The 20,802-nt window shown below is 66.8% G+C and carries 22 protein-coding genes; 10 read left to right on the top strand and 12 right to left on the bottom strand.

The features are described from left to right. Nucleotides 1-90 precede the first annotated feature (90 nt). The 4 genes from ACZY0B_RS12075 to ACZY0B_RS12060 are packed head-to-tail and all read left to right on the top strand — an operon-like array spanning nt 91 to nt 4,092. Entirely contained in the window at nt 91-1,611 is a 1,521-nt protein-coding gene (locus ACZY0B_RS12075) for a CoA-acylating methylmalonate-semialdehyde dehydrogenase (RefSeq protein ID WP_463764345.1), read from the top strand. Between the two features lie 4 nt (nt 1,612-1,615). After that, complete coding sequence (locus ACZY0B_RS12070; RefSeq protein ID WP_463764344.1) at nt 1,616-2,785, top strand: acyl-CoA dehydrogenase family protein; 1,170 nt, start codon at nt 1,616-1,618, stop codon at nt 2,783-2,785. A 10-nt stretch (nt 2,786-2,795) separates the two neighbouring features. Next, nucleotides 2,796-3,674, top strand: coding sequence for a 3-hydroxyisobutyrate dehydrogenase (gene mmsB / locus ACZY0B_RS12065; protein WP_463764343.1), 879 nt, complete (start codon nt 2,796-2,798; stop codon nt 3,672-3,674). Between the two features lie 49 nt (nt 3,675-3,723). After that, a complete protein-coding gene (locus ACZY0B_RS12060; protein WP_463764342.1) occupies nt 3,724-4,092 on the top strand; it encodes a SpoIIAA family protein in 369 nt (122 codons plus the stop codon). 1 nt (nt 4,093) lies between these two features. Here ACZY0B_RS12060 and ACZY0B_RS12055 read toward each other — a convergent pair whose 3' ends face one another. From ACZY0B_RS12055 to secY, 10 genes are all read right to left on the bottom strand, one after another. Beyond that, nucleotides 4,094-4,594, bottom strand: a complete 501-nt coding sequence (locus tag ACZY0B_RS12055; RefSeq protein WP_463764341.1) for a MarR family transcriptional regulator — start codon at nt 4,592-4,594, stop codon at nt 4,094-4,096. A gap of 58 nt (nt 4,595-4,652) precedes the next feature. Continuing rightward, a complete protein-coding gene (locus ACZY0B_RS12050) occupies nt 4,653-5,690 on the bottom strand; it encodes a pyridoxal phosphate-dependent aminotransferase (RefSeq protein WP_463764340.1) in 1,038 nt (345 codons plus the stop codon). After that, entirely contained in the window at nt 5,690-6,709 is a 1,020-nt protein-coding gene (locus tag ACZY0B_RS12045; protein WP_463764339.1) for a 3-oxoacyl-ACP synthase III family protein, read from the bottom strand. The genes ACZY0B_RS12050 and ACZY0B_RS12045 overlap by 1 nt, the downstream gene beginning before the upstream one ends. 7 nt (nt 6,710-6,716) lie before the next feature. After that, entirely contained in the window at nt 6,717-7,364 is a 648-nt protein-coding gene (locus ACZY0B_RS12040) for an SRPBCC family protein (protein WP_463764338.1), read from the bottom strand. Beyond that, the gene (locus ACZY0B_RS12035; RefSeq protein WP_463764337.1) at nt 7,345-9,090 is read right to left on the bottom strand and encodes a thiamine pyrophosphate-binding protein; all 1,746 of its coding nucleotides are present in this window, start codon (nt 9,088-9,090) and stop codon (nt 7,345-7,347) included. Before ACZY0B_RS12035 ends, ACZY0B_RS12040 begins: the two co-directional genes overlap by 20 nt. 73 nt (nt 9,091-9,163) lie before the next feature. Continuing rightward, the gene (locus ACZY0B_RS12030; protein ID WP_463764336.1) at nt 9,164-9,934 is read right to left on the bottom strand and encodes a zf-HC2 domain-containing protein; all 771 of its coding nucleotides are present in this window, start codon (nt 9,932-9,934) and stop codon (nt 9,164-9,166) included. A 68-nt stretch (nt 9,935-10,002) separates the two neighbouring features. Beyond that, nucleotides 10,003-10,536: a sigma-70 family RNA polymerase sigma factor gene (locus tag ACZY0B_RS12025; protein ID WP_463764335.1), complete on the bottom strand. Its 534-nt coding sequence runs from the start codon at nt 10,534-10,536 to the stop codon at nt 10,003-10,005. A gap of 52 nt (nt 10,537-10,588) precedes the next feature. After that, nucleotides 10,589-11,389, bottom strand: coding sequence for a type I methionyl aminopeptidase (map, locus tag ACZY0B_RS12020; RefSeq protein ID WP_463764334.1), 801 nt, complete (start codon nt 11,387-11,389; stop codon nt 10,589-10,591). A 2-nt stretch (nt 11,390-11,391) separates the two neighbouring features. Then, nucleotides 11,392-11,937, bottom strand: a complete 546-nt coding sequence (locus ACZY0B_RS12015; RefSeq protein ID WP_463764333.1) for an adenylate kinase — start codon at nt 11,935-11,937, stop codon at nt 11,392-11,394. After that, nucleotides 11,934-13,259 carry a preprotein translocase subunit SecY gene (gene secY, locus ACZY0B_RS12010; RefSeq protein ID WP_463764332.1) on the bottom strand — a complete coding sequence of 442 codons (1,326 nt, stop codon included), beginning with the start codon at nt 13,257-13,259 and terminating at the stop codon, nt 11,934-11,936. Before secY ends, ACZY0B_RS12015 begins: the two co-directional genes overlap by 4 nt. Nucleotides 13,260-13,543: 284 nt before the next feature. Between secY and ACZY0B_RS12005 the strand changes: the two genes are divergently transcribed. The 3 genes from ACZY0B_RS12005 to ACZY0B_RS11995 are packed head-to-tail and all read left to right on the top strand — an operon-like array spanning nt 13,544 to nt 16,322. Continuing rightward, entirely contained in the window at nt 13,544-14,455 is a 912-nt protein-coding gene (locus ACZY0B_RS12005; RefSeq protein ID WP_463764331.1) for a class I SAM-dependent methyltransferase, read from the top strand. 11 nt (nt 14,456-14,466) lie between these two features. Next, entirely contained in the window at nt 14,467-15,390 is a 924-nt protein-coding gene (locus ACZY0B_RS12000) for a class I SAM-dependent methyltransferase (protein WP_463764330.1), read from the top strand. A gap of 2 nt (nt 15,391-15,392) precedes the next feature. Then, nucleotides 15,393-16,322, top strand: a complete 930-nt coding sequence (locus tag ACZY0B_RS11995) for a class I SAM-dependent methyltransferase (protein WP_463764329.1) — start codon at nt 15,393-15,395, stop codon at nt 16,320-16,322. Nucleotides 16,323-16,325: 3 nt separating this feature from the next. Here ACZY0B_RS11995 and ACZY0B_RS11990 read toward each other — a convergent pair whose 3' ends face one another. Together ACZY0B_RS11990 and ACZY0B_RS11985 are read right to left on the bottom strand one after the other, a co-directional pair. Then, entirely contained in the window at nt 16,326-16,991 is a 666-nt protein-coding gene (locus ACZY0B_RS11990) for a GNAT family N-acetyltransferase (RefSeq protein ID WP_463764328.1), read from the bottom strand. Nucleotides 16,992-17,025: 34 nt separating this feature from the next. Further along, nucleotides 17,026-18,387, bottom strand: a complete 1,362-nt coding sequence (locus tag ACZY0B_RS11985) for a xylulokinase (RefSeq protein WP_463764327.1) — start codon at nt 18,385-18,387, stop codon at nt 17,026-17,028. Between the two features lie 30 nt (nt 18,388-18,417). On the opposite strand from ACZY0B_RS11985, the gene ACZY0B_RS11980 reads away from it, so the two are divergent. The 3 genes from ACZY0B_RS11980 to ACZY0B_RS11970 form a co-directional block, all read left to right on the top strand. Then, entirely contained in the window at nt 18,418-19,398 is a 981-nt protein-coding gene (locus tag ACZY0B_RS11980; RefSeq protein ID WP_463764326.1) for an NAD(P)-dependent oxidoreductase, read from the top strand. Next, nucleotides 19,395-20,060 carry an L-fuculose-phosphate aldolase gene (locus ACZY0B_RS11975; RefSeq protein WP_463764325.1) on the top strand — a complete coding sequence of 222 codons (666 nt, stop codon included), beginning with the start codon at nt 19,395-19,397 and terminating at the stop codon, nt 20,058-20,060. The genes ACZY0B_RS11980 and ACZY0B_RS11975 overlap by 4 nt, the downstream gene beginning before the upstream one ends. Next, nucleotides 20,057-20,802, top strand: a 746-nt coding sequence (locus ACZY0B_RS11970) for an MBL fold metallo-hydrolase (RefSeq protein WP_463764324.1), incomplete at its 3' end; no start/stop codon positions are given. The genes ACZY0B_RS11975 and ACZY0B_RS11970, both read left to right, overlap by 4 nt.

Below are 20,802 nucleotides of genomic sequence, written 5' to 3'. Positions count from 1 at the left end.
GCAGGTAACCCACCTTGCCAAGGTCAAGACCCAGTTACTAGGATATGCAAGTATCCGCTTTTTATACGCGAACGACACCCAAGGGCACCCATGACCACACAGATCCCGCACTTCATCGACGGGAAGCGCGTTGCCGGCCAGTCCACCCGCACCGCCGACGTCTTCAACCCCAGCACCGGCGAGGTGCAGGCGAAAGTCCCGATGGCCTCCTCGGCCGACATCGACGCCGCGGTGTCATCGGCGGTTGAGGCCCAAAAGGGCTGGGGTGCAACGAATCCGCAGCGACGCGCGCGGGTGATGATGAAGTTCATCGAGCTGGTCAACAAGAACATCGACGAGCTGGCCGAGCTGCTGTCCCTGGAGCACGGAAAGACGGTTCCCGACGCGCGCGGCGACATTCAGCGCGGTATCGAGGTCATCGAGTTCGCCATAGGCATCCCCCACCTGCTCAAAGGGGAATACAGCGAGGGTGCCGGCCCGGGTATCGACGTCTACTCGCTGCGCCAGCCCCTGGGCGTGGTCGCGGGCATCACCCCGTTCAACTTCCCGGCGATGATCCCGCTGTGGAAGGCCGGGCCCGCACTGGCTTGTGGAAACGCGTTCGTGCTCAAGCCGAGCGAGCGCGACCCGTCGGTACCGGTGCGCCTGGCCGAACTGTTCCTCGAGGCCGGTCTGCCGCCCGGTGTGTTCCAGGTCGTCCATGGCGACAAGGAAGCCGTCGACGCGATCCTGCACCACCCCGACATCAAGGCGGTCGGCTTCGTCGGCAGCTCCGACATCGCCCACTACATCTATTCGACGGCCGCGGCCAACGACAAGCGGTCGCAGTGCTTCGGCGGCGCCAAGAACCACATGATCGTGATGCCCGACGCGGATCTCGACCAGGCGGTCGATGCGCTGATCGGCGCCGGGTACGGCAGCGCCGGCGAGCGCTGCATGGCGATCAGCGTCGCAGTGCCGGTCGGTGAGCAGACCGCGGATCGGTTGCGCGCCAGGCTGGTTGAGCGGATCAATCAGCTGCGGGTCGGGCACAGCCTGGACCCCAAGGCCGACTACGGCCCGCTGGTCACCGAGGCCGCGCTGGCCCGGGTGCGCAATTACATCGATCAGGGTGTGGCCGCGGGCGCCGAGATCGTGATCGACGGCCGCGAGCGGCGCAGCGACGACCTGACGTTCGGTGACGCCAACCTCGAGGGCGGCTTCTTCATCGGGCCGACCCTGTTCGACCACGTCACCACCGACATGTCGATCTACACCGACGAGATCTTCGGGCCGGTGTTGTGCATCGTGCGGGCCCACGACTACGAGGAGGCGTTGCGGCTGCCGTCCGAGCACGAATACGGCAACGGCGTCGCGGTCTTCACCCGCGACGGTGACGCCGCACGCGATTTCGTGGCACGTGTGGAGGTGGGCATGGTCGGTGTCAACGTGCCGATCCCCGTCCCGGTGGCCTATCACACCTTCGGCGGCTGGAAGCGCTCCGGCTTCGGCGACCTCAACCAGCACGGCCCGGCGTCGATCCAGTTCTACACCAAGGTCAAGACCGTGACATCGCGGTGGCCGTCCGGCATCAAGGATGGCGCCGAATTCGTCATCCCGACAATGGATTAGGTTCATGTTCGCCCTGAATGACGACGAACGGGTCATCACCGAAACGGCGGCCGCGTTCGCCGCCAAGCGGATTGCCCCGTACGCCCTGGAATGGGAAGCCAGCAAGCACTTTCCGACCGACGTGTTGCGCGAGGCCGCCGAGCTCGGCATGGCCGCGATCTATTGCCGCGACGACGTCGGCGGCAGCGGGCTGCGCCGGCTCGACGGGGTTCGGATCTTCGAGCAGCTGGCCATCGCCGATCCCACCACCGCTGCGTTCCTATCGATCCACAACATGTGCGCGTGGATGATCGACAGCTTCGGCACCGACGAACAACGCAAGGAATGGATTCCGCGGCTGGCGCCGATGGATGTCATCGCCAGCTACTGCCTGACCGAGCCCGGCGCCGGATCCGATGCCAGCGCATTGAGCACCCGCGCCGTCAAGCAGGGCGGCGACTATGTGCTCGACGGAGTCAAGCAGTTCATCTCCGGCGCGGGCGCCTCGGACGTCTACGTGGTGATGGCCCGCACCGGCGGCGAGGGCCCGCGCGGGATTTCAGCGTTCATCATCGAGAAGGGCACCGAAGGACTGAGTTTCGGCGCGCTTGAGGAGAAGATGGGCTGGCACGCCCAACCGACCGCCCAGGTGATCTTGGAGGGCGTGCGGGTTCCCGCCGACGCGATGCTGGGCGGCGCCGATGGCGAGGGCGCCGGCTTCGGCATCGCGATGAACGGCCTCAACGGCGGCCGGCTCAACATCGCGGCGTGCTCGCTCGGCGGCGCGCAGTCGGCCTTCGACAAGGCGGGGGCGTACGTGCGGGATCGGCAGGCGTTCGGCTCCGCACTGCTCGACGAGCCGACCATCCGCTTCACCCTGGCCGACATGGCGACGGGCCTCGAGACCTCGCGAATGATGTTGTGGCGGGCGGCAAGTGCGCTGGACACAGGTGACCCCGACAAGGTCGAGCTGTGCGCGATGGCCAAACGCTATGTCACCGACACCTGCTTCGACGTCGCGGACAAGGCGCTGCAACTGCACGGGGGTTACGGTTACCTGCGCGAGTATGGTCTGGAAAAGATCGTCCGCGATCTTCGGGTGCACCGAATACTGGAAGGGACCAACGAAATCATGCGGGTGGTCGTCGGTCGCGCCGAGGCCGTCCGGTTCAGAGCTTCTCAAGCCCCCGCTTAGAAAGGCAGCAATGACAGAGCCTGTTGAGATCGCATTTCTCGGGCTGGGGAACATGGGCGGGCCGATGTCGGCGAACCTGTTGAGCGCGGGCCACACCGTGCGCGGGTTCGACCCGGTGCCCGCGGCGGCGGCGACCGCGGCCGAAGGCGGCGTCGAGTTATTCGACAGCGCCGCCGACGCGGTGGCCCAGGCCGACGTGGTGATCACGATGCTGCCCAACGGGGACATCGTCAAACGCTGCTACGCCGAGGTGCTGCCGGCCGCGCGCGCCGGTGCGCTGTTCATCGACAGCTCCACGATCTCGGTCAACGACGCCCGCGAGGTGCACTCGCAGGCAGAGTCGCACGGGGTTTCGCAGCTGGACGCACCGGTCTCCGGCGGGGTGAAGGGTGCTGTCGCCGGGACGCTGGCGTTCATGGTCGGGGGCGACGAGTCGGCGGTGCATCGAGCGCGGCCGGTGCTGGAACCCATGGCGGGCAAGATCATTCACTGTGGCGCCGCCGGAGCCGGCCAGGCCGCCAAGGTGTGCAACAACATGGTGCTGGCGGTGCAGCAGATCGCGGTCGGCGAGGCGTTCGTGCTTGCCGAGAAGCTCGGCCTGCCGGCGCAATCATTGTTCGACGTAATCACCGGTGCCACCGGCAACTGCTGGGCGGTGCACACGAATTGCCCTGTGCCGGGCCCGGTTCCGACATCGCCGGCCAACAACGACTTCAAGCCCGGCTTCGCGACCGCGCTGATGAACAAGGACCTGGGCCTGGCGATGGATGCGGTGACGTCAACCGGCTCGGCCGCGCCGCTGGGCCGCCACGCCGCCGAGATCTACGCCAAGTTCGCCGCAGAGCACGGCGCCCTGGATTTCAGCGCCGTGATCGAGATGCTGCGCTGAGCCGGGGCTAACGGCCTTCCGCAATACGGTTGGCAGGAGGGAGTATTCGATGATCGAAGTGCTGGACGACATGCCGGTGGGAGTGACCGGCATCCGGGTATCGGGCCGGTTGAACGGTGGCGATCTGCGCAATTTCAAGCCGGCCATGGATGACTTGGTGAAAGGTGACGAGATCAGGATCGTGGAGGTCATCGCCTCCGATTACGAGGGCTTCGGTCCCGGTGGGTTGGTCGAGGATCTGAAGCTGGGGCTTGGCAGCGTGTTCAAGCATCATTCGGCGTTCAAGCGAATCGCCGTGGTGTCCGACAAGGAATGGGTCGCCCACACCCTTCATGCGCTGGCGTGGATGGTCCCCGGCGAGATCGCCGTGTTCGGGCTTGACGAACTCGAGCGCGCCAAGGAGTGGGCCGCCGGCTGACTCAGAAGTCACCGGCGTTGCGGCGCAACGTTTCAATCGACTCCACCAGCGCCTGCGATTCGGCAGTGTCCATGCCGATATCGGCGAACACCTGCTCGTTGAGCGTGACGGTGGCGTCCTCGACCGTGGACCGGCCGAGGTCGGTGATCTGCACCAGCGTCGTGCGCCCATCGGTGGGGTGTGGCACCCGGGCAACCAGCCCGTCGGCCTCCAGCCGGCGGATCGCGTGGGTCACGCTGGTGACGTGAACCTGCAGCCGGTCGGACGCCTTGGTGATGGGCAACGCTCCGGTCCGGCTGAACGCCAGCAGCCGCAGCAACTCGTAGCGCGAGAAGCTCAGGTCGTAGGGTCGCAGCGCCGTCTCGACGCGGCCCAGCAGGATCTGATGCGCACGCATCACCGACGTCACCGCGACCATGCCCTGCGAGACATCGCCCCAGCCCGCGCGCTCCCAGTTGGTCCGTGCCGCGGCGATCGGGTCACGCTTGTTATTCGGGGCCACGCCTTTTCATACCGCACTTGCGGCCAAAACGCGTCAACCCCCCCGATTCAGCGCGTGATCACTTGCCCACCGCGGCCAGCACCGCCAGCGTGGATGCGCGGCTGCCCACGGTAATCCGCGCGCCGCCGTCCGGATAGCAGCGCACCCGAAGCCCGCTGTCGGCGAACACCTCACTCCACTGCCGATCCTGCCCAACCCTCGAAGGCAGGTACATGAAGTTCGCGTGCGCGTCGGTGGTGTACACCCCCAGCGCGCTCAGCCGCATCCGGAGATAGCGCCGCTCGGAGGTGATCAGCCTAATCCGTTGCAGCAGTTCGTCTTCAGCGTTATACGACGCGGCAACTGCGGGCAAGCTGGTCATCGCGATGCCGAACGGCAACTGTTGGGACCACATCGTCGCGGCCAGCTCCGGAGCGGCCACGCCGTAGCCGATTCGCAGCCCGGCCAGCCCGTACGCCTTGGAGAAGGTCCGCACCACGACCACGTTGGGGAATCGCCGCGCCAGCGCCGCGACGTCGATCTGGTGCTCGGGTGCGGCGAATTCGATGTACGCCTCGTCGAGCACCACGATGGTCTCGCGAGGCACCCGGCGCAGGAACCGAAACAGGTGCGTCGCCGGCTCCAGGGTGCCGGTGGGGTTGTGCGGCCGGCACACCACCACGACGCGGGCGCTCGCGGCCTCGGCCGCCAGCCGGTCGAGGTCGTTGTGGCCGCCCTTATCCAGGGGTACCGTCACCGAATTCAGCCGCGCCATCTGCGCGATGATCGGATAGCCGTCGAAGGTGGGTGTCGCCATGACCATCGTGTCGCCCGGAACGGTCAGAGCCTGCAGGGCCTGCAGCACCACACCCGTCGCACCGGCACCGAGCACCACCTGATCCGCGGCGACCCCGATGCGACTCGCGATCAGGTTGCGCAACCGCTCGGGCAGGAACTCCGGATACCGGTTGGCCGCGTCGATCGACTTGACCAACACCGACCGCACCGCCGGAAGCGGAGGGAACGGATTCTCGTTGAGCGACAAGGCGAGTGGATCGATCCCGGACGCGACCGCGTCATCGGCCTCCGCCGTCGCGGAACTTGCCAGCGGTTGCATCAGCCTCGCCCGCCCCAGCGCACCGCCGCCGCACCGGCGAAATCGCCGGCATGGGCAAAGCCCGCCATCAGCACCACATCACCGGACTTGAGCTGACCGTCGGATATCGCGCGATCCAGGTTGACCGGAATCCCGGCACCGAACAGGTTGCCACATTCTTCGAAGGTGTCCCGGTGGCGTTCCTGCGGCAATTCGAGCGCTTCGCGCCAGTTGCGCAGAAACGCCCTGTTGGGCTGGTTGGTGACCAGCATGTCGATGTTCTTGGCGGGCAAGCCGATTCGGTCACATACCGCGAACGCCACCTCGGGAACCTGCCGGTTGCCGCGGGCCAGCACCTTGGTGATCTTGCTTTCGGTGAAGCCGATGCTCCCCTCGCCGGGCCCCGCCGCCCACCACTTGCGCGGCGGGTCGTAGGAAAGCGTCATCTCGCCCGCGAATTCGCCGTAGGTGCGGCACTCGACATCCAGAATCGGCGACTGGTCGCTCACCGTGACCAGCCCGACCGCGGCGCCGTCGCCGGGCACCGCCGACTGCGCCTTGCGGCGGATCGTCGGCTGATCGAAGAATTGACCGGCCGCGTTCTGCGCGATGGCGATCAGCGCGGTGTGCCCCTCGCCCGACGACAGCAGTTTACGGGCCACGTTGAGCGCCAACACGAATGCGGCACACCCGCCGTTGTTCAGGTCGAGCACCCAGGACGGTCGCAGCCCCAACCGGTGCGCGATGCCACCACCTTGGCCGTAGAAGGCCATGTCGGGCACCTGGGTGTGGGTGATCAGCACGTCGGCGCCTTCGACGACGTCGTGGCCCTGCCGCTCGATCAGTCCCTGCACCGCACGCTCGATCATGTCGATCGAACTCTCGTCCGGCGCGACGTGGTGGCGAAACTTCGGGGCGCGGAACATGATGTTCTCGCGCAGCTCGTCGGATTCGGCGAACTGTGCGTAGTAGTCGGCGGGGATCGGCTCGCCGGGAAGATAGGTCGAGACGTCGATCAGGCTGACGGTTGGCTTATCCATGGCGCGCTCATCTCATCCATTCGGGGGTCACCGGCAGGCCATTGCGGTGCCGGTACTCGGCGATTGCCTTGAGGTTCTTCATTTCCAGCTCGTGGCCCGCGCCGAACATGTCCCAGAAGTCGCCGACCCACACCGGGCGCTGCGCCGGTGCGGTCTCCGGATACGGGTTGTGGTCGTAGAACGGGTGATGGCAATTCGTCCACAGCACAACCGAACCCGGCTTGTCGAGGACCACCTGGGCGTCGATGACGCGCATCAGATAGATCATCCACAGGTGCTTGCCCTGATCCCACGCGCAGTGGTAGTCGACGGTGCGGGCCTGCTCATTCGCGACGGTGCGGGTGTAGATCTCGGTCTCCGAGCCGAGCCGGTCGTAGGCCAGCCACAGACCGGGTTCATCGGTCGGGGTGAATCCGCGCAGACTGTAGGTCCACTCTTCCAGGCTGCGGGTGTCCGACAAGTACTCGTACAGCTCGTCGGGCGGGCAGTCGATGTATTCGTTGACGGTGCAGTATTCGCCGAAGACCTGATCGTGCGGGTACACCGACCGCATCATGTCCATGATGATCGGCGTGGCCTGCTCTCTGGGGCTGGTTTCGATGCGGGTGACCCCATCGATGACGTCGGGAATATCCTCAAGCGCTGGCAGCGACATTGGTGCATTTCTCCTTAACCGTGGGAATCTCTTCAAGGGCAATGGGTTCGGTCTTCCCCGTTGAGAGGAAAGGAGCGAACGGCGGGATCTCGTCGGCGGCGCACTCGACGGTGACCACCGCCGGGCCGTCGATGTCGAGCGCGGCGCCCATCGCTGTGGCGAGTCCGTCGGTGTCGCTGACGTCCATCGACGTCAGGCCCGGGAACATGGCCGCCAGCCCGGCACCGAGCCGGCTGGGCCGGAATCGGTTATAGCTGTACAGATTGTCGTAGAAGAGCTGTTCGCGGGTCACACACATGGCGTGTGCATTGTTGTTGAACAACACGAACGTCACCGGCAGCCGGTATTGGACCGCGGTGTGAACTTCCATGCCGTGCATGAAAAATGCGCCATCGCCGGCGATCACCACGGTGCGCCCGCGCGGCCGTCCACTGTTGGACCGTCCTAGAGCCATTCCGATGCCGGCGCCGAAGCTGTAGCCCATGCCGCCCATACCGAGTGCGACGGCGAACCTGCCGCCCCGCCGCGCCGGCAGGTAGTGCACGGCCGAGGCACCGGTGTTGCCCGCGTCGACCACGATGTCGGCCCCTTCGGGCAAGACGCCGTCAAGCACCGCCATGGCGTCGCGGTAGCGCACACCTTCGCCGGCCCACGACGGGGGCGTCAGCTCGGAGCGACGCACGGTGTCGGGAACCCGCACGCCCGTGGGGCGTCCGCTGCCCGATAGGGCCTCAGTCAGCATGCGCAGCGACGTACGAAGGTCGTCGGTGTGCACGTGCGCACACGGAACGTAGGGCCGCGCGGAGCCGATCGAAGCTGTGCGCACCGTGGCCAGCGCGTCGTCGAGGCCGGCGCGAGCGGTGACCGACAGTCGGGTGCCGACCACCAGGCACACGGCGCTTGCGGCCACCGCTTCGGCCACGTCGGGGTGGCCCATCACACCGGTTACCCCCAGCGCGGACGAACAGCCGAATCCCGGTGTGCCGGAAGTATCTTTGGCGTCGGGCACCGTGGCCACCCGGGCACGCAACAGCGCGCGCAGCTCCTCGAGCTCGGCCCGGGCGTCGTCGCGGGCCACCTGCTCGCCGGCGATGATGGTGATCGGCCCATTGGCGTTGCGCAGCAACGGGATGATCGGATTGGGGTTCCCGATCGGCCGCGGGTCGGTGGCCAGTGCATCCGCCCGGGCGTCGTCATAGACGTAGGCCTGCTGAATATCCTTGGGCAGCAACAACACTGCCGGTCCTCCCGTGCGCGCCGCGTCGACGGCCCGAGACAATGCGGCACCGATGTCGGCCGGGCGCAGCACTCGCTCGCAATACACCGACACGGCCGAGAACACTGCCTCTGCGTCCAGCGACCCGTTGTTGCCACTGGTGTCCTGAAAGCTGCCGCGGCCGTCCATCGTGGTCGGGGTCTGACCGACCAACGCCAACACCGGCACCCGGCTTGTCAGCGACTCCCCAAGGCCCGCTACAAGATTCAGCGCGCCGCCGCCCGAGGTCGCGGCCACCACACCCAGACCGGCGCCGCTGCGGCTGTACCCGTCGGCCATCGTGGCGGCGGAGAACTCGTGCTTGGCCAGTATTGCGGTGATGCCGGACCGGAAATGCGCGGCGTCGTAGAGATCTTCGATGTTGGCGCCATCCACACCAAAGATGTGGTCGACCCCGATTGACGCTAGACATCCGACGATGTGGTCAACCACCCGGTGCTTCCGAGGCATCTGCTCACCTAAGTTCGATTGAGACGATGCCTATTGCACGAGTCAGGTGAGCCTACGGTTCACCCGACGGGCTTTACAGGGAACGCTGCAACAGAACCTGGCCGCTGTCGGCGGCGACCACTTGCACGGCGGCAATCTGCTCGATCGGCGTCGAGATGCTCGCGGCGGGCGTCGCGGTGTGGCCGGGTTCGGCCACCCAGGTCGCCAGCCGAGTCTGGCTGCCGTCGCGACCGACCACAACCATCGCCAGCGTGTCGTGGTGCGCATACGGCGGAGCCAGGCAGACGCACTTCAAGTTGATGGCCGTCCCCCAGTGCTGGCTGGACAGCTGCACCGTGGACGTCAGCAGGTTGGTACCCACCTGCGCCATCTCCGACGAGGCAGCCACCGACTGGGCAGGCGTCGCCGACGGGGAATGACCCTGAATGCCGACGAAGACGCCGACGGCCAGCACCGCGGCCGCGGCGGACGAGGCCACCCAGGTGATCACGCGCGCGCGGCGCCGCCGCCAAGCCACCTTCGCCAGCAAGGACGGCAACAACTCGGGTGACATCTCCGGTGTCGCCGGTGGGATATCGCCCGACTCGGCGATCGCGGCGAATTCTTCACGATCAAGCTGCGAAAGCAGGGCCGGCACTCCACTGAGCTCGGCGACGGCGTTCCGGCACGCCGGGCACTGGGCCATGTGGCCCTCGAATTCGCGGCGGTCGACGGACGACAACGATCCCAGCACGTACGCGGCATCCCACATCGCGTAGCGGTGATTGTCACCCATGATCAGACCAAAAACCTCGTTGTCGCCGGGCGGACCCACACCTCGTAGCGGCATCTTCATTTCATCCATCTCCTGTCACCCTTCAAGCATTCGGAGCCGGTGACCACACGGATTGGTGCCCGAACCAGGTCCCGCGCTCATCGAGTAACTCCGAGTTCCTGCAGAGTGAGCCGCAAAGCCCGCACGGCATAGTGTAGTCGCGACTTCACAGTTCCCTCGGCAATCTCGAGGTCCCCAGCAATCTGCGCGGTGGTCCATCCGCGGTAGTAAGACCGTTCGATGACGGCCCGGTGCTCCGTGGAGAGTTGCGTCATCGCTTCGGCGATCAGCAGCCGGTCCAGCGCCGCATTGACCTCGTCGGGCGTGGCCTGCTCCGGCGCCCCTGCTACGTCGAGCGAACCGACCACGTTGCGATACCGCGCGCTGCGCCGATCGTCGATGATCATGTTTCGGGCGACGGTGAACAACCAGGCACGCGCCGAGCGCTCGGTGTCGCCGACGACTTCCGGGTGCTGCCACGCCCTCAGCAGGGTTTCCTGGACGACGTCCTCGGCGTGCGCGGCGTCGCCGGTGAGCCGCAGCGCGTAGCGCCACAGCACGGCGGCGTGCTCGTCGTAGAGCGCCTTCATGAGCGCGGCCTCCGCAGCCGCGGTACCAGCAGCCCGAGCCACTCGATCACCTCCTGCCCATTGACACGAGTCGAGTAGGTGTTTGGTTCGAGATTCAGCTCAGGGTGAGAACGCGGGGCCCGTCGTCGGTGACCGCCACGGTGTGCTCCCAGTGCGCCGCGCGCGACCCGTCGGTGGTGGTGACCGTCCAGTCGTCGTCGAGTACCCGTGTTTTGCCTGTTCCAAGCGTCAGCATCGGTTCGATGGCGAGCACCGAACCGGGCGCCAGCAGCGGTCCGCGGCCCGGAGATCCCTCGTTGGGCAGGAACGGGTCCATGTGCATCTGCCGGCCGATGCCGTGGCCGCCGTAGCCCTCCACGATCCCGAATGCGCGCCCGTGGCGAGCCTCGGCCGCCCGCGTGCCCATTTCGATGGCATGCGCGACGTCGGTCAACCGGTTACCGGGGATCATTGCCGCGATTCCGGCTTCCAGCGACTCTCGGGTCGCCGCGGAGAGCATCTCGTCGGCGGGTTCGAGTGCGCCTACCCCGAACGTGATCGCGGCATCACCATGCCAGCCGTTCAGCACCGCGCCGCAGTCGATGGAGACCAGGTCACCGGGGGCGAGGATCTCGGCCGCGGAGGGGATGCCGTGCACCACCCGGTCGTTCACGGACGCGCAGATCGACGCCGGGTAGCCGTGATAGCCCAAAAACGACGGTGTCGCGCCGGCCTCTCGGATCACCGACTCGGCGATTTCGTCGAGGCTCAGCGTCGACGCACCACAGACAGCGGCCGCGTGAACCGCGTGCAGTGCTGCGGCAACGACGGCACCGGCCGCGGCCATCGCGTCGAGTTCGCCGGCGCTGCGCTGCGGCACTACCTTGCGACTCCGCAGCCGCGCCAGCGGGTTCATCGCTACTTGCCCAGCGCCCGCAGCGCGCGGGCGAATACCTCATCCATCGTTCCGATGGCGTCGACGGTCTTCAGTTCGTCGCGGTAGTACTCGAGCAGCGGTGCGGTTTCGTCGCGGTAGACCTTCATCCGGTTGAGGATGACGTCATCGGTGTCGTCGGCGCGGCCGCGGCCCTTGAGCCGCTGCAGCAACTCGTCCTCCGACACCCGGAATTCCAGCACCGCGTCGATGTCGGTGCCCCGGCGTCCGAGCATGTCGTGCAGCGCCTTGGCCTGCTCGATCGAGCGGGGGTACCCGTCCAGAATGAAGCCGTTAGCCGCGTCCGGGTCATCCAGCCGGCTGTCGACGAGCTGATTCGTCAACTCCGACGGCACCAAGTCGCCGGCATCCAGGTAGCCCTTGGCCTCCAGGCCCAGCTTGGTGCCCTGCCCGATGTTGCTCCGGAACAGATCCCCGGTGGAGATCTGCGGGATCCCGAGCTTCTCGCTGAGCTTTTCCGACTGCGTGCCCTTACCTGCTCCCGGTGGCCCCAGCAAAACGACTCTCACTTGAGGAACCCTTCATAGTTGCGCTGCATCAGCTGACTCTCGATCTGTTTGACGGTATCCAACCCGACACCAATCATGATCAGAACCGCCGTTCCACCGAATGGCAGATTCTGCACCGCCCCGGCATTGCCGATCTGCAGGAACAGGTTGGGCAGCACCGCGATCGCACCTAGATAAATCGAGCCCGGCAGCGTGATCCTGCTCAGCACATAACGCAAGTAGTCGGCGGTGGGCTTGCCCGGCCGGATCCCGGGGATGAAGCCGCCGAACTTCTTCATTTCGTCCGCACGTTCGTCGGGATTGAAGGTGATCGACACGTAGAAGTACGTGAAGAAGATGATCAGCCCGAAGTAGATGCCGATGTAGACCGGATCGCTCGGGTCGGACAGATAAGTTCCGACGAACTTGTCCCACCAGCTGTTGCCCACGCCTCCGCTGCCGCTGCGGATCAGCTGGGTGATCAGGTGCGGAATGTAGATCAGCGAGGACGCGAAGATCACCGGGATAACACCGGCCTGGTTGACCTTGAGCGGCAGATACGTCGAGGTTCCGCCGTACATCCGACGGCCCACCATGCGCTTGGCGTACTGCACCGGGATCCGGCGCTGGCCCTGCTCGACGAAGACCACGCCGACGATGATGATCAGCGCGGCCACCAGGACGGCGGTGAAGATCATGCCGCCGCGGCTGTCCAGGATGGTCTTGCCCTCAGAGGGAATGCGTGCGGCGATACCGACGAAGATCAGCAGCGACATGCCGTTGCCGATGCCGCGTTCGGTGATCAGCTCGCCCATCCACATCACCAGCGCCGCGCCGCTCGTCATGACCAGCACGATGACGACCAGGGTGAAGATGCTCTGGTCGGCGATGATGTCCAGCGAGCAGCCCTGCAGCAGACCGCCGTTGGCCGCCAGCGCGACGATGCTGGTGGCCTGCAGAACAGCCAGCGCGATCGCCAGATAACGCGTGTACTGCGTCATCTTGGCCTGGCCTGACTGGCCCTCCTTGCGCAGTTCCTCGAACCGCGGGATGACCACTGTGAGCAGCTGCACGATGATGCTGGCGGTGATGTAGGGCATTACGCCCACCGCGAACACCGTGAGCTTGAGCAGCGCTCCACCGGAGAACAGGTTGATCAGCGAGTAGATCTGTCCGGCCTCGCCACCGCTGGCCTCTTTGATGCACTGCTGCACGTTCGGGAAGTTCACGCCGGGCGACGGCAAAGCGGCGCCGACGCGATACAGCACGACAATGCCAAGCGTGAAGAGGATCTTCCGTCTCAAGTCGACTGATCGCAGCGACGAGATGAAAGCGGAAAGCACTCTATCCTCCTGCGCGGGGTCATCCTGCGTTACGCGCGCTCAACACCCGCAGGCCAGGACGTACGGCGTCACGCGTCAAATCGTGTACGAGACTAACAGCTGGTCGGACTGGATCCTTAAAAGGGCGTCATGGAGCCGTACCAAAAGGGCTCAAAAAATTAAGGAAGCCGACAGCCACAAGGCGTAGAGTTTGGTCAGCTCGTTGCATTTGCTAAGTATCAAAGCTGGGTGCCGAGGGCAGCATGGTGACGGCCGAGGCCAGCTCAGACTGACAGAGGAGCACCATGACACGCACTGACCAAGACAGTTGGGATCTGGCCTCCAGCGTCGGCGCCACGGCAACCATGGTCGCCGCTGCCCGCGCGGTAGCAAGTAACGAGGACAACCCGATCATCAACGACCCGTTCGCCGCGCCCTTGGTGCGGGCGGTCGGGCTGGATTTCTTCCGCCGGGTGGTCGACGGTGAGCTCACCACCGAGGAAACGCCCGAAGGCGGCCTGGGGGACCTTCAGGTAGAGACCGACTCGATCGCGGTGCGCACCCGGTTTTTCGACGACTTCTTCCTCAACGCCGCGCGCGACGGGATCCGGCAAGCGGTGATTCTGGCCGCGGGCCTCGACGCGCGCGCCTACCGGCTGTCCTGGCCGAACGGCAGCGTGGTCTACGAAGTCGATCAGCCCCAAGTCATCGAGTTCAAGACCACCACGATGTCGAGCCTGGGCGCCGCACCGTCGGCCGAGCGCCGCACCGTCAGCATCGATCTTCGGGAGGACTGGCCGGCGGCCTTGCGCAGCAGCGGGTTTGACGTGACCCAGCCGACTTCGTGGAGCGCCGAGGGGTTGCTGATGTATCTGCCCCCCGAAGCCCAGGACCGGCTCTTCGACAACATCACCTCGTTGTCCGCGCCCGGAAGCATGCTGGCCACCGAGTTTCATCCCGAGTCCGACACGACGATGTCCGAGCGTGCCCAGGAATTCAACCAGCGGTGGCTCAATTTGGGCTGCGACATCGACCTGTCGGGATTGTTCTTCGACGGTGACCGCAGCAACGTCGTCGAGTACCTGAGCGGCCATGGCTGGCAGGTGAACTCGCGGCCACGGCGCGAACTGTTCGCCGACTACGGCCGCGACTTCCACGACAGCGAAGCGCTGTCCCAACTACGCAACATCGTCGCCGTTACCGCAACTCTCAGCTAGGAGCGCACGCCATGACGAGCACCGACAGCAAGCGATTCGACGGAGACAGTTGGGATTTGGCGTCCAGCGTCGGAGCCACCGCCACCGCGGTGGCGGCCCGGCGGGCCATGGCGTCCAAGGGTCCCAACCCGTTGATCAACGATCCCTTCGCCGAGCCGCTGGTCAACGCCGTCGGCGTCGACGCCTTCATACGGATGATGAACGGTGAGGTCGAAGTCTCGCAGGACGATCCCGCGTTCACCCCGCAGCGGCTCAGCGAGGGCATGGCCGTGCGCACCCGCTACTTCGACACCTTCTTCCTCCAGGCCGCCGAGGCCGGTGTGCGCCAAGCGGTCATCCTCGCGTCCGGGCTGGACACCCGCGCTTACCGGTTGCCCTGGCCGGCCGGAACCGTGCTCTACGAGATCGACCAGCCGCAGGTGATCGAGTTCAAGACTCGCACCCTGGCCGACCTTGGCGCGGCCCCGACAGTCGATCGCCGCACGGTGGCGATCGACCTGCGGGATGACTGGGTAGGTGCGTTGCGCGGCAACGGATTCGATACGGCGCAGCCGACGGCCTGGATCGCCGAAGGACTGCTCGGATACTTGCCGCCGGACGCCCAGGATCGCCTGTTCGACAACATCAGCGCGCTGTCCGCCCCCGGCAGCCGCATCGGCACCGGCTACGTTCCCGACATGCGCGACCGCGTCGAAAAGCGGGGACGCGAGATGAGCGAACGCTGGCGCCGGATGGGCCTGAATCTCAACTGGTCCGAACTGGTCTACACCGGTGAGCGCAACGACGTGGCGGCCTACCTCACCGAACGTGGCTGGCAGACCACGGTGCGTAGCACACCGGAGATGTACGCGCACAACGGTTTTGAATTCCCCACCGAACCATCCACGGTTGCCTTCGGCGACATCAAATACCTGTCCGCGACCCTAGGAGCCTGAGCATGACACGCACCGAACAAGACACCTGGGATCTGGCCTCGAGTGTGGGGGCGACCGCGACCTGGGTCGCGGCCTGCCGGGCTCTTGCCGGCAAGCAAGCAGGCGCCCTGATCGACGATCCGTTCGCCGACCCGCTGGTTCGCGCGGTGGGTGCGGACTTCTTCATCAAGGTGCTCGATGGCGAAATCACCGATGAGACAGGCGGTCTCGGCCCCGACGCGGACCCCGACGTGGAGTTCAACTTGGCGCGGATGGTCAACATGATGGCGGTACGCACCCGGTACTTCGACGATTTCTTCACCGACGCGGCCGCGGCCGGTATCCGCCAGGTGGTGATCCTGGCCTCCGGCCTGGACTCGCGCCCGTACCGGCTGGCCTGGCCGCAGGGCACCGTCGTCTACGAAGTCGACCAACCCGCGGTGATCGAGTTCAAGACCACCGCGTTGGCGAACCTGGGCGCCCAACCCACCGCGGAGCGCCGGACCGTCGCCGTTGACCTGCGTGACGACTGGCTAAACGCGTTGCGGCAAGCCGGTTTTGACGAGACCAAGCCCGCAGCGTGGAGTGCCGAGGGCCTGCTGATGTACCTGCCCCCGGAGGCGCAGGACCGGTTGTTCGACGCCATCACCACGCTCAGCGCCCCGGGCAGCCGGCTGGCCACCGAATACCACCGCGACGGCATGCCCCTGCTGCAGAAACGCGCCAAGGCGATGGCCAGGCGCTGGGGACAATTCGGCTTCGACACCGATGTGTCCTCGCTCGTGTATCACGGTGAGCGCACTCCGGCCGCCGACTACCTGAGCGCGGCCGGCTGGCAGATTACGGCGCGTACCCGAGCTGACCAGTTCGCCACGGCCGGGCTCCCCGTGCCGCCAGGCCAAGGCCGCACGGCGCTGGAGAACCACATTTCGGTGATTGCCGTCTTGCAGTAGCGGTCAGCTGGGTCTGGCCGCCGGCGCCCGGACCACCAACGGCACGGCGGGAAAACACCACGCCAGCTCCGAGCGCGACTTACGCAGAGCGGCGGTGCCGTAACCCCTCTTCCGATGCTCGGGGTGAATCCAGATCCGCACGTTTACTTCGCCGCGGGCAAGCTCGCCGAAGACCATGCCGACCTTCTCGCCGGAATCGACCGCGACGAACCAGGCGGCCTCTTCGTCGTCGACACGGCTCAGCGCCGCGCGGATCTCGTCGTCGAGGTTGCCCGCCGGTCCGCCGGATCCGTCCCCGGCGGCGCCGATGTCCTCGGTGCGGGCCGCGAACAGGTCGCGGTCCTCGTCGGCGGAGAACGGCCGCAGCTCCAGGCTCTCCCCCGAGCTGGCGGGGCGCTCCCCGAGCGTAAAGCTCAGTTGCTTGTTCAGGTCCTCGAGTTCGGCGAGGATCTTGCGGCGTGAGTCGATGGTGAGCTGCTCGAAGCACATGCCCATCACCGCTTCGGCGGCGAGGTGGGAGGTGTCGAGCAATGCGACGATCGACTCGACCGCGGCTTGCTTGTTTTCCGACTCCACCACGACGTCGGCAATTTCATGCCGGCGTTCAAGAGCTTTCAACAGGGCGTCTGCGATCTCTCGCCGGGCGGCTTTGCGGTCCTGGTCAGTCATTGCACCAGACTAGAACGCCAAGCCGCCTACCGCGCTACATCCTCGAGTCCGATGCCCGCGACGGCCGGTCGCCCAGCTCCAGGAACCGCCGGTAGCGGTCCTCGACGGCGGACGCCCAGGCGCGATCGGGGTCGACGACGCGATCGGTGGAAACCCAGCGGTCGGCGTCGGCGATCGACGTCTCCAGCCCGGCCGCCATCCGGCCCAGGAAGGCCGCACCCAGCGCGGCGCCCTCGGACACCCCGGATACCGCCACCGGCCGGCCGGTGGCGTCGGCGAGGGCCTGCATCCACGGCTGCAGCCGCGTTCCGCCGCCGGTGGCCACGATGCGCGACACCGGGGCTCCGCTGAGCTCGATGAGCTGACGGACGACGAAGCCGGACGCCTCGTAGGCGGCTCTGCGCAGCGCCGCGGGGCCGTGGGTGAGATCGACGCCGTCAAGCACGGCCCGCCGGTCCGGGTCGTGGAACGGAGTGCGTTCCCCGCGAATGTAGGGCGACCACACCGGGACCCGGAGCGGATCGACCGCGCCGGGGTCGCCGGGTCCGATCACGCGATCCACCCAGCCGAGGAACAGTCCACCGGCGTTGCTGGCTCCACCGATCAGGCTCTTGCCGGGCTTGGTATGCGGAATGGTCCACAGCCCCGGCACCTGGCGGGCCTCGGGGACGGTGACCCACACGATCAGCGTGGTGCCGCACATCACCAGCACTTCGCCGTCGCGATCGGCGCCGGCCACCATCTGCTCGCACAGCGCGTCGACGGCCCCTATCGCCAGCACGGCCGCGGTGCCGTGGACCTGCCCGGCGGCGGCTCCGATCGTCTCGACCCTCGGCATCTGCCCGGCGCTCGCGCCGCGCTCGGCGCACGCCTCCGGATTCCAGCCGGTCCCGTCGAACAGGGGGTAGGAGGTGGCCGCGGTGGCGAAGTCGATCACCGCCTCGCCCGCCAGGGCGTGGTTGGCCACCGCCGGTGCCGGCCAATATCCGGCCGCCGCGGGAACTTCGGCGGCCATCCAGCGCAGGAACTCGGCGGCCTCGCCCAGCGCGGGCAGCGGTTGCTCGCCGGCCACCCGCCCGCGCTCGTCGCCGTACAGCAGTCCCGCAGTGATCGGCCGGCCCGCGGCGTCGACGGCGGTCAGCGAGGGAACCATCGCCGAAACAGCCACCGCGCGGACTTTGGGCCCGGGGGCCAGCCGCCGCACCTGGTCCAGGGCCGCCAAAGGACCGCGCCGCCACGCCTCGTCGGCGTCGTGCTCCAGCCGGTTGGGGGTCGGCACCCGCAATTGATGCGGGATGCGCACCCGCGCCGTCACCCGGCCGTCGGCGTCGGCGGCGACCGCTTTGACCGCCGTGGTCCCGATGTCGATGCCGATCGTGACGCCGTTACGTGACACGGGCGTCACCGTACGCCAGCATTGGCATTCGTGACATCAAGACCGCGAGCCCTGGTGACGGCGCCGCTGCGTGGTCCGGGGTTCGCCAAACTCCGGCAGCTGGCCGATGTGGTGTACGACCCGTGGATCGATGCGACCCCGCTACGGATCTACAGCCCCGAGCAGTTGGCGCAGCGGATCAGCGCCGAAGCCGCCGACGTTGTTGTGGTGGAAAGCGACTCGGTGCGCGGCCCGGTGTTCGACCTGGGTCTGCGCGCGATCGCCTCCACCCGCGGCGACCCCAACAACGTCGACATCGCCGGAGCCACCGCGGCGGGCATCCCGGTGCTGAACACGCCGGCCCGCAACGCCGACGCGGTCGCCGAGATGGCGGTGGCGCTGCTGCTGGCCGCCACCCGCCACCTGTTGACCGCGGACGCGGATGTGCGCAGCGGCAACATCTTTCGCGACGGCATCATCCCCTATCAGCGGTTCCGGGGTGCCGAGATCGCCGGGCGCACCGCCGGGTTGGTGGGCCTGGGTGCCGTCGGCCGAGCGTTGCGGTGGCGGCTTTCCGGGCTGGGCATGCGGGTCATCGCCCACGACCCGTACCACGACGAAGCCCACCACAGCCTCGACGAGCTGCTGAGCGAGGCCGACGTCATCTCGCTGCACGCACCGGTCACCGACGACACGACGGGAATGATCGGCGCCGAGCAGTTCGCGGCCATGCGCGACGGCGTGGTCTTCGTCAACACCGCCCGCGCACAGCTGCACGACACCGACGCGCTGGTCGACGCGCTGCGCAGCGGCAAGGTCGCCGCGGCGGGCCTGGACCACTTCGTGGGCGAATGGCTGCCGACGGATCATCCGTTGGTGAGCATGCCCAACGTCGTACTGACCCCGCACATCGGCGGGGCCACGTGGAACACTGAGGCGCGGCAGGCGCAGATGGTCGCCGACGATCTGGAAGCGTTGCTGTCCGGCAACACGCCCGCCCATATCGTCAACCCGGAGGTGCTCGGCCCATGACGTCCGTGAAATCCGTTGATAACGCGGAAACCGCGGTTCTGGACGCGGCCAAAGACATGCTGCGCCGCGGTCTCGTTGAGGGAACCGCCGGCAACATCTCGGCGCGGCGCCCCGACGGCAACATCGTCATCACCCCGTCGTCGGTCGACTACCGCGACATGGAGCTCGACGATCTGGTTCTGGTCGACCCGGAAGGCGCTGTGCAGCACGCCAAGGACGGACGGGCACCGTCGTCGGAAATGAAACTGCACCTGGCGTGCTATCAGGCGTTCGACGACATCGGCAGCGTCATCCACAGCCACCCGGTGTGGGCGACCATGTTCGCCATCGCCCACGAGGCGATTCCGGCCTGCATCGACGAGTTCGCGGTCTACATCGGCGGCGACGTTCGGTGCACCGACTACGCCGCGTCCGGCACACCCGATGTCGGGATCAACGCGGTCAAGGCGCTGGAAGGCCGGGGTGCCGCGCTGATCGCCAACCACGGCCTGGTCGCGGTGGGGCCGCGCCCCGACAAGGTCCTGCACATCACCGCACTGGTCGAACGCACCGCGCAAATTGTTTGGGGTGCAAGGGCTCTCGGTGGACCGGTACCGATTCCCGAAGACGTGAACCGCAATTTCGCCAGCGTCTACGGCTACCTGCGCACCAATCCTTTATGAGCCGCGTACAGGTGGGGCGCGCCTGCGTGACCCGCATCCTGGAGTTTCAATTCGATTTGGGGACACAGTCTTTCGCCAACACCCCGCCGTCGGGATGGCTCGACAACGCTGACCTGCTGGTGCCGGACTTCTTCGACCCGGACACCGATAAATGGCGCATCGCCGTGCAAAGCTGGGTCGTCGAGGTCGACGGACTGACCGTCGTGGTGGACACCGGCGTCGGCAACGACCGTCAGCGCCCGCACATGCCGCCGCTTGATCACCTGAACACCGGGTTCCTCGGCGCGTGGGAATTGGCCGGCATCGACCGCGGCGCCGTGGACGTGGTGATCAACACCCACATCCACTCCGACCACGTCGGGTGGAACACCATGCTTGATGGCGGCACCTGGGTGCCGACCTTTCCCAACGCCCGATATCTCGCGCCCGCAGCCGATTACCGCTATTTCGCTCCCGACGGGCCCGCGGCGCGGCCATCGCCACGCACCGAGGCCGAAGCGGCCCAGCAGCACGGCGATCAGCTGGTGTTCGCCGACAGCGTGCTGCCCGTGGACGAAGCCGGACAGCTCGTCTGTTGGTCGGACGACTATCAGATCAGTCCGTCGCTGCGACTGCGGCCCGCTCCCGGGCACACCCCCGGCTCCTCGGTGCTGTGGCTGGACGCGGGTCAGCCCGCGGTGTTCGTCGGGGACATCACGCACAGCCCGTTGCAAGTGCGCCGGCCCGCCGACCCGTGCGCCTT

This window comes from Mycobacterium sp. IDUB_19 (assembly GCF_055419445.1).
This window is presented reverse-complemented; position numbering and strand designations above follow the sequence as displayed.

Excerpts from the sequence above, each read along its gene's own strand:
- ACZY0B_RS12045 (WP_463764339.1), bottom strand. The coding sequence starts at position 6,709 with ATGGATAAGCCAACCGTCAGCCTGATCGACGTCTCGACCTATCTTCCC.
- ACZY0B_RS12070 (WP_463764344.1), top strand. The coding sequence starts at position 1,616 with ATGTTCGCCCTGAATGACGACGAACGGGTCATCACCGAAACGGCGGCC.
- ACZY0B_RS12060 (WP_463764342.1), top strand. The coding sequence starts at position 3,724 with ATGATCGAAGTGCTGGACGACATGCCGGTGGGAGTGACCGGCATCCGG.
- ACZY0B_RS12075 (WP_463764345.1), top strand. The coding sequence starts at position 91 with ATGACCACACAGATCCCGCACTTCATCGACGGGAAGCGCGTTGCCGGC.
- ACZY0B_RS11990 (WP_463764328.1), bottom strand. The coding sequence starts at position 16,991 with ATGACTGACCAGGACCGCAAAGCCGCCCGGCGAGAGATCGCAGACGCC.
- ACZY0B_RS12040 (WP_463764338.1), bottom strand. The coding sequence starts at position 7,364 with ATGTCGCTGCCAGCGCTTGAGGATATTCCCGACGTCATCGATGGGGTC.
- ACZY0B_RS12035 (WP_463764337.1), bottom strand. The coding sequence starts at position 9,090 with ATGCCTCGGAAGCACCGGGTGGTTGACCACATCGTCGGATGTCTAGCG.
- ACZY0B_RS11975 (WP_463764325.1), top strand. The coding sequence starts at position 19,395 with ATGACGTCCGTGAAATCCGTTGATAACGCGGAAACCGCGGTTCTGGAC.
- ACZY0B_RS12000 (WP_463764330.1), top strand. The coding sequence starts at position 14,467 with ATGACGAGCACCGACAGCAAGCGATTCGACGGAGACAGTTGGGATTTG.
- map (WP_463764334.1), bottom strand. The coding sequence starts at position 11,389 with ATGAACCCGCTGGCGCGGCTGCGGAGTCGCAAGGTAGTGCCGCAGCGC.
- ACZY0B_RS12005 (WP_463764331.1), top strand. The coding sequence starts at position 13,544 with ATGACACGCACTGACCAAGACAGTTGGGATCTGGCCTCCAGCGTCGGC.
- ACZY0B_RS12050 (WP_463764340.1), bottom strand. The coding sequence starts at position 5,690 with ATGCAACCGCTGGCAAGTTCCGCGACGGCGGAGGCCGATGACGCGGTC.
- ACZY0B_RS12030 (WP_463764336.1), bottom strand. The coding sequence starts at position 9,934 with ATGGATGAAATGAAGATGCCGCTACGAGGTGTGGGTCCGCCCGGCGAC.
- mmsB (WP_463764343.1), top strand. The coding sequence starts at position 2,796 with ATGACAGAGCCTGTTGAGATCGCATTTCTCGGGCTGGGGAACATGGGC.
- ACZY0B_RS11995 (WP_463764329.1), top strand. The coding sequence starts at position 15,393 with ATGACACGCACCGAACAAGACACCTGGGATCTGGCCTCGAGTGTGGGG.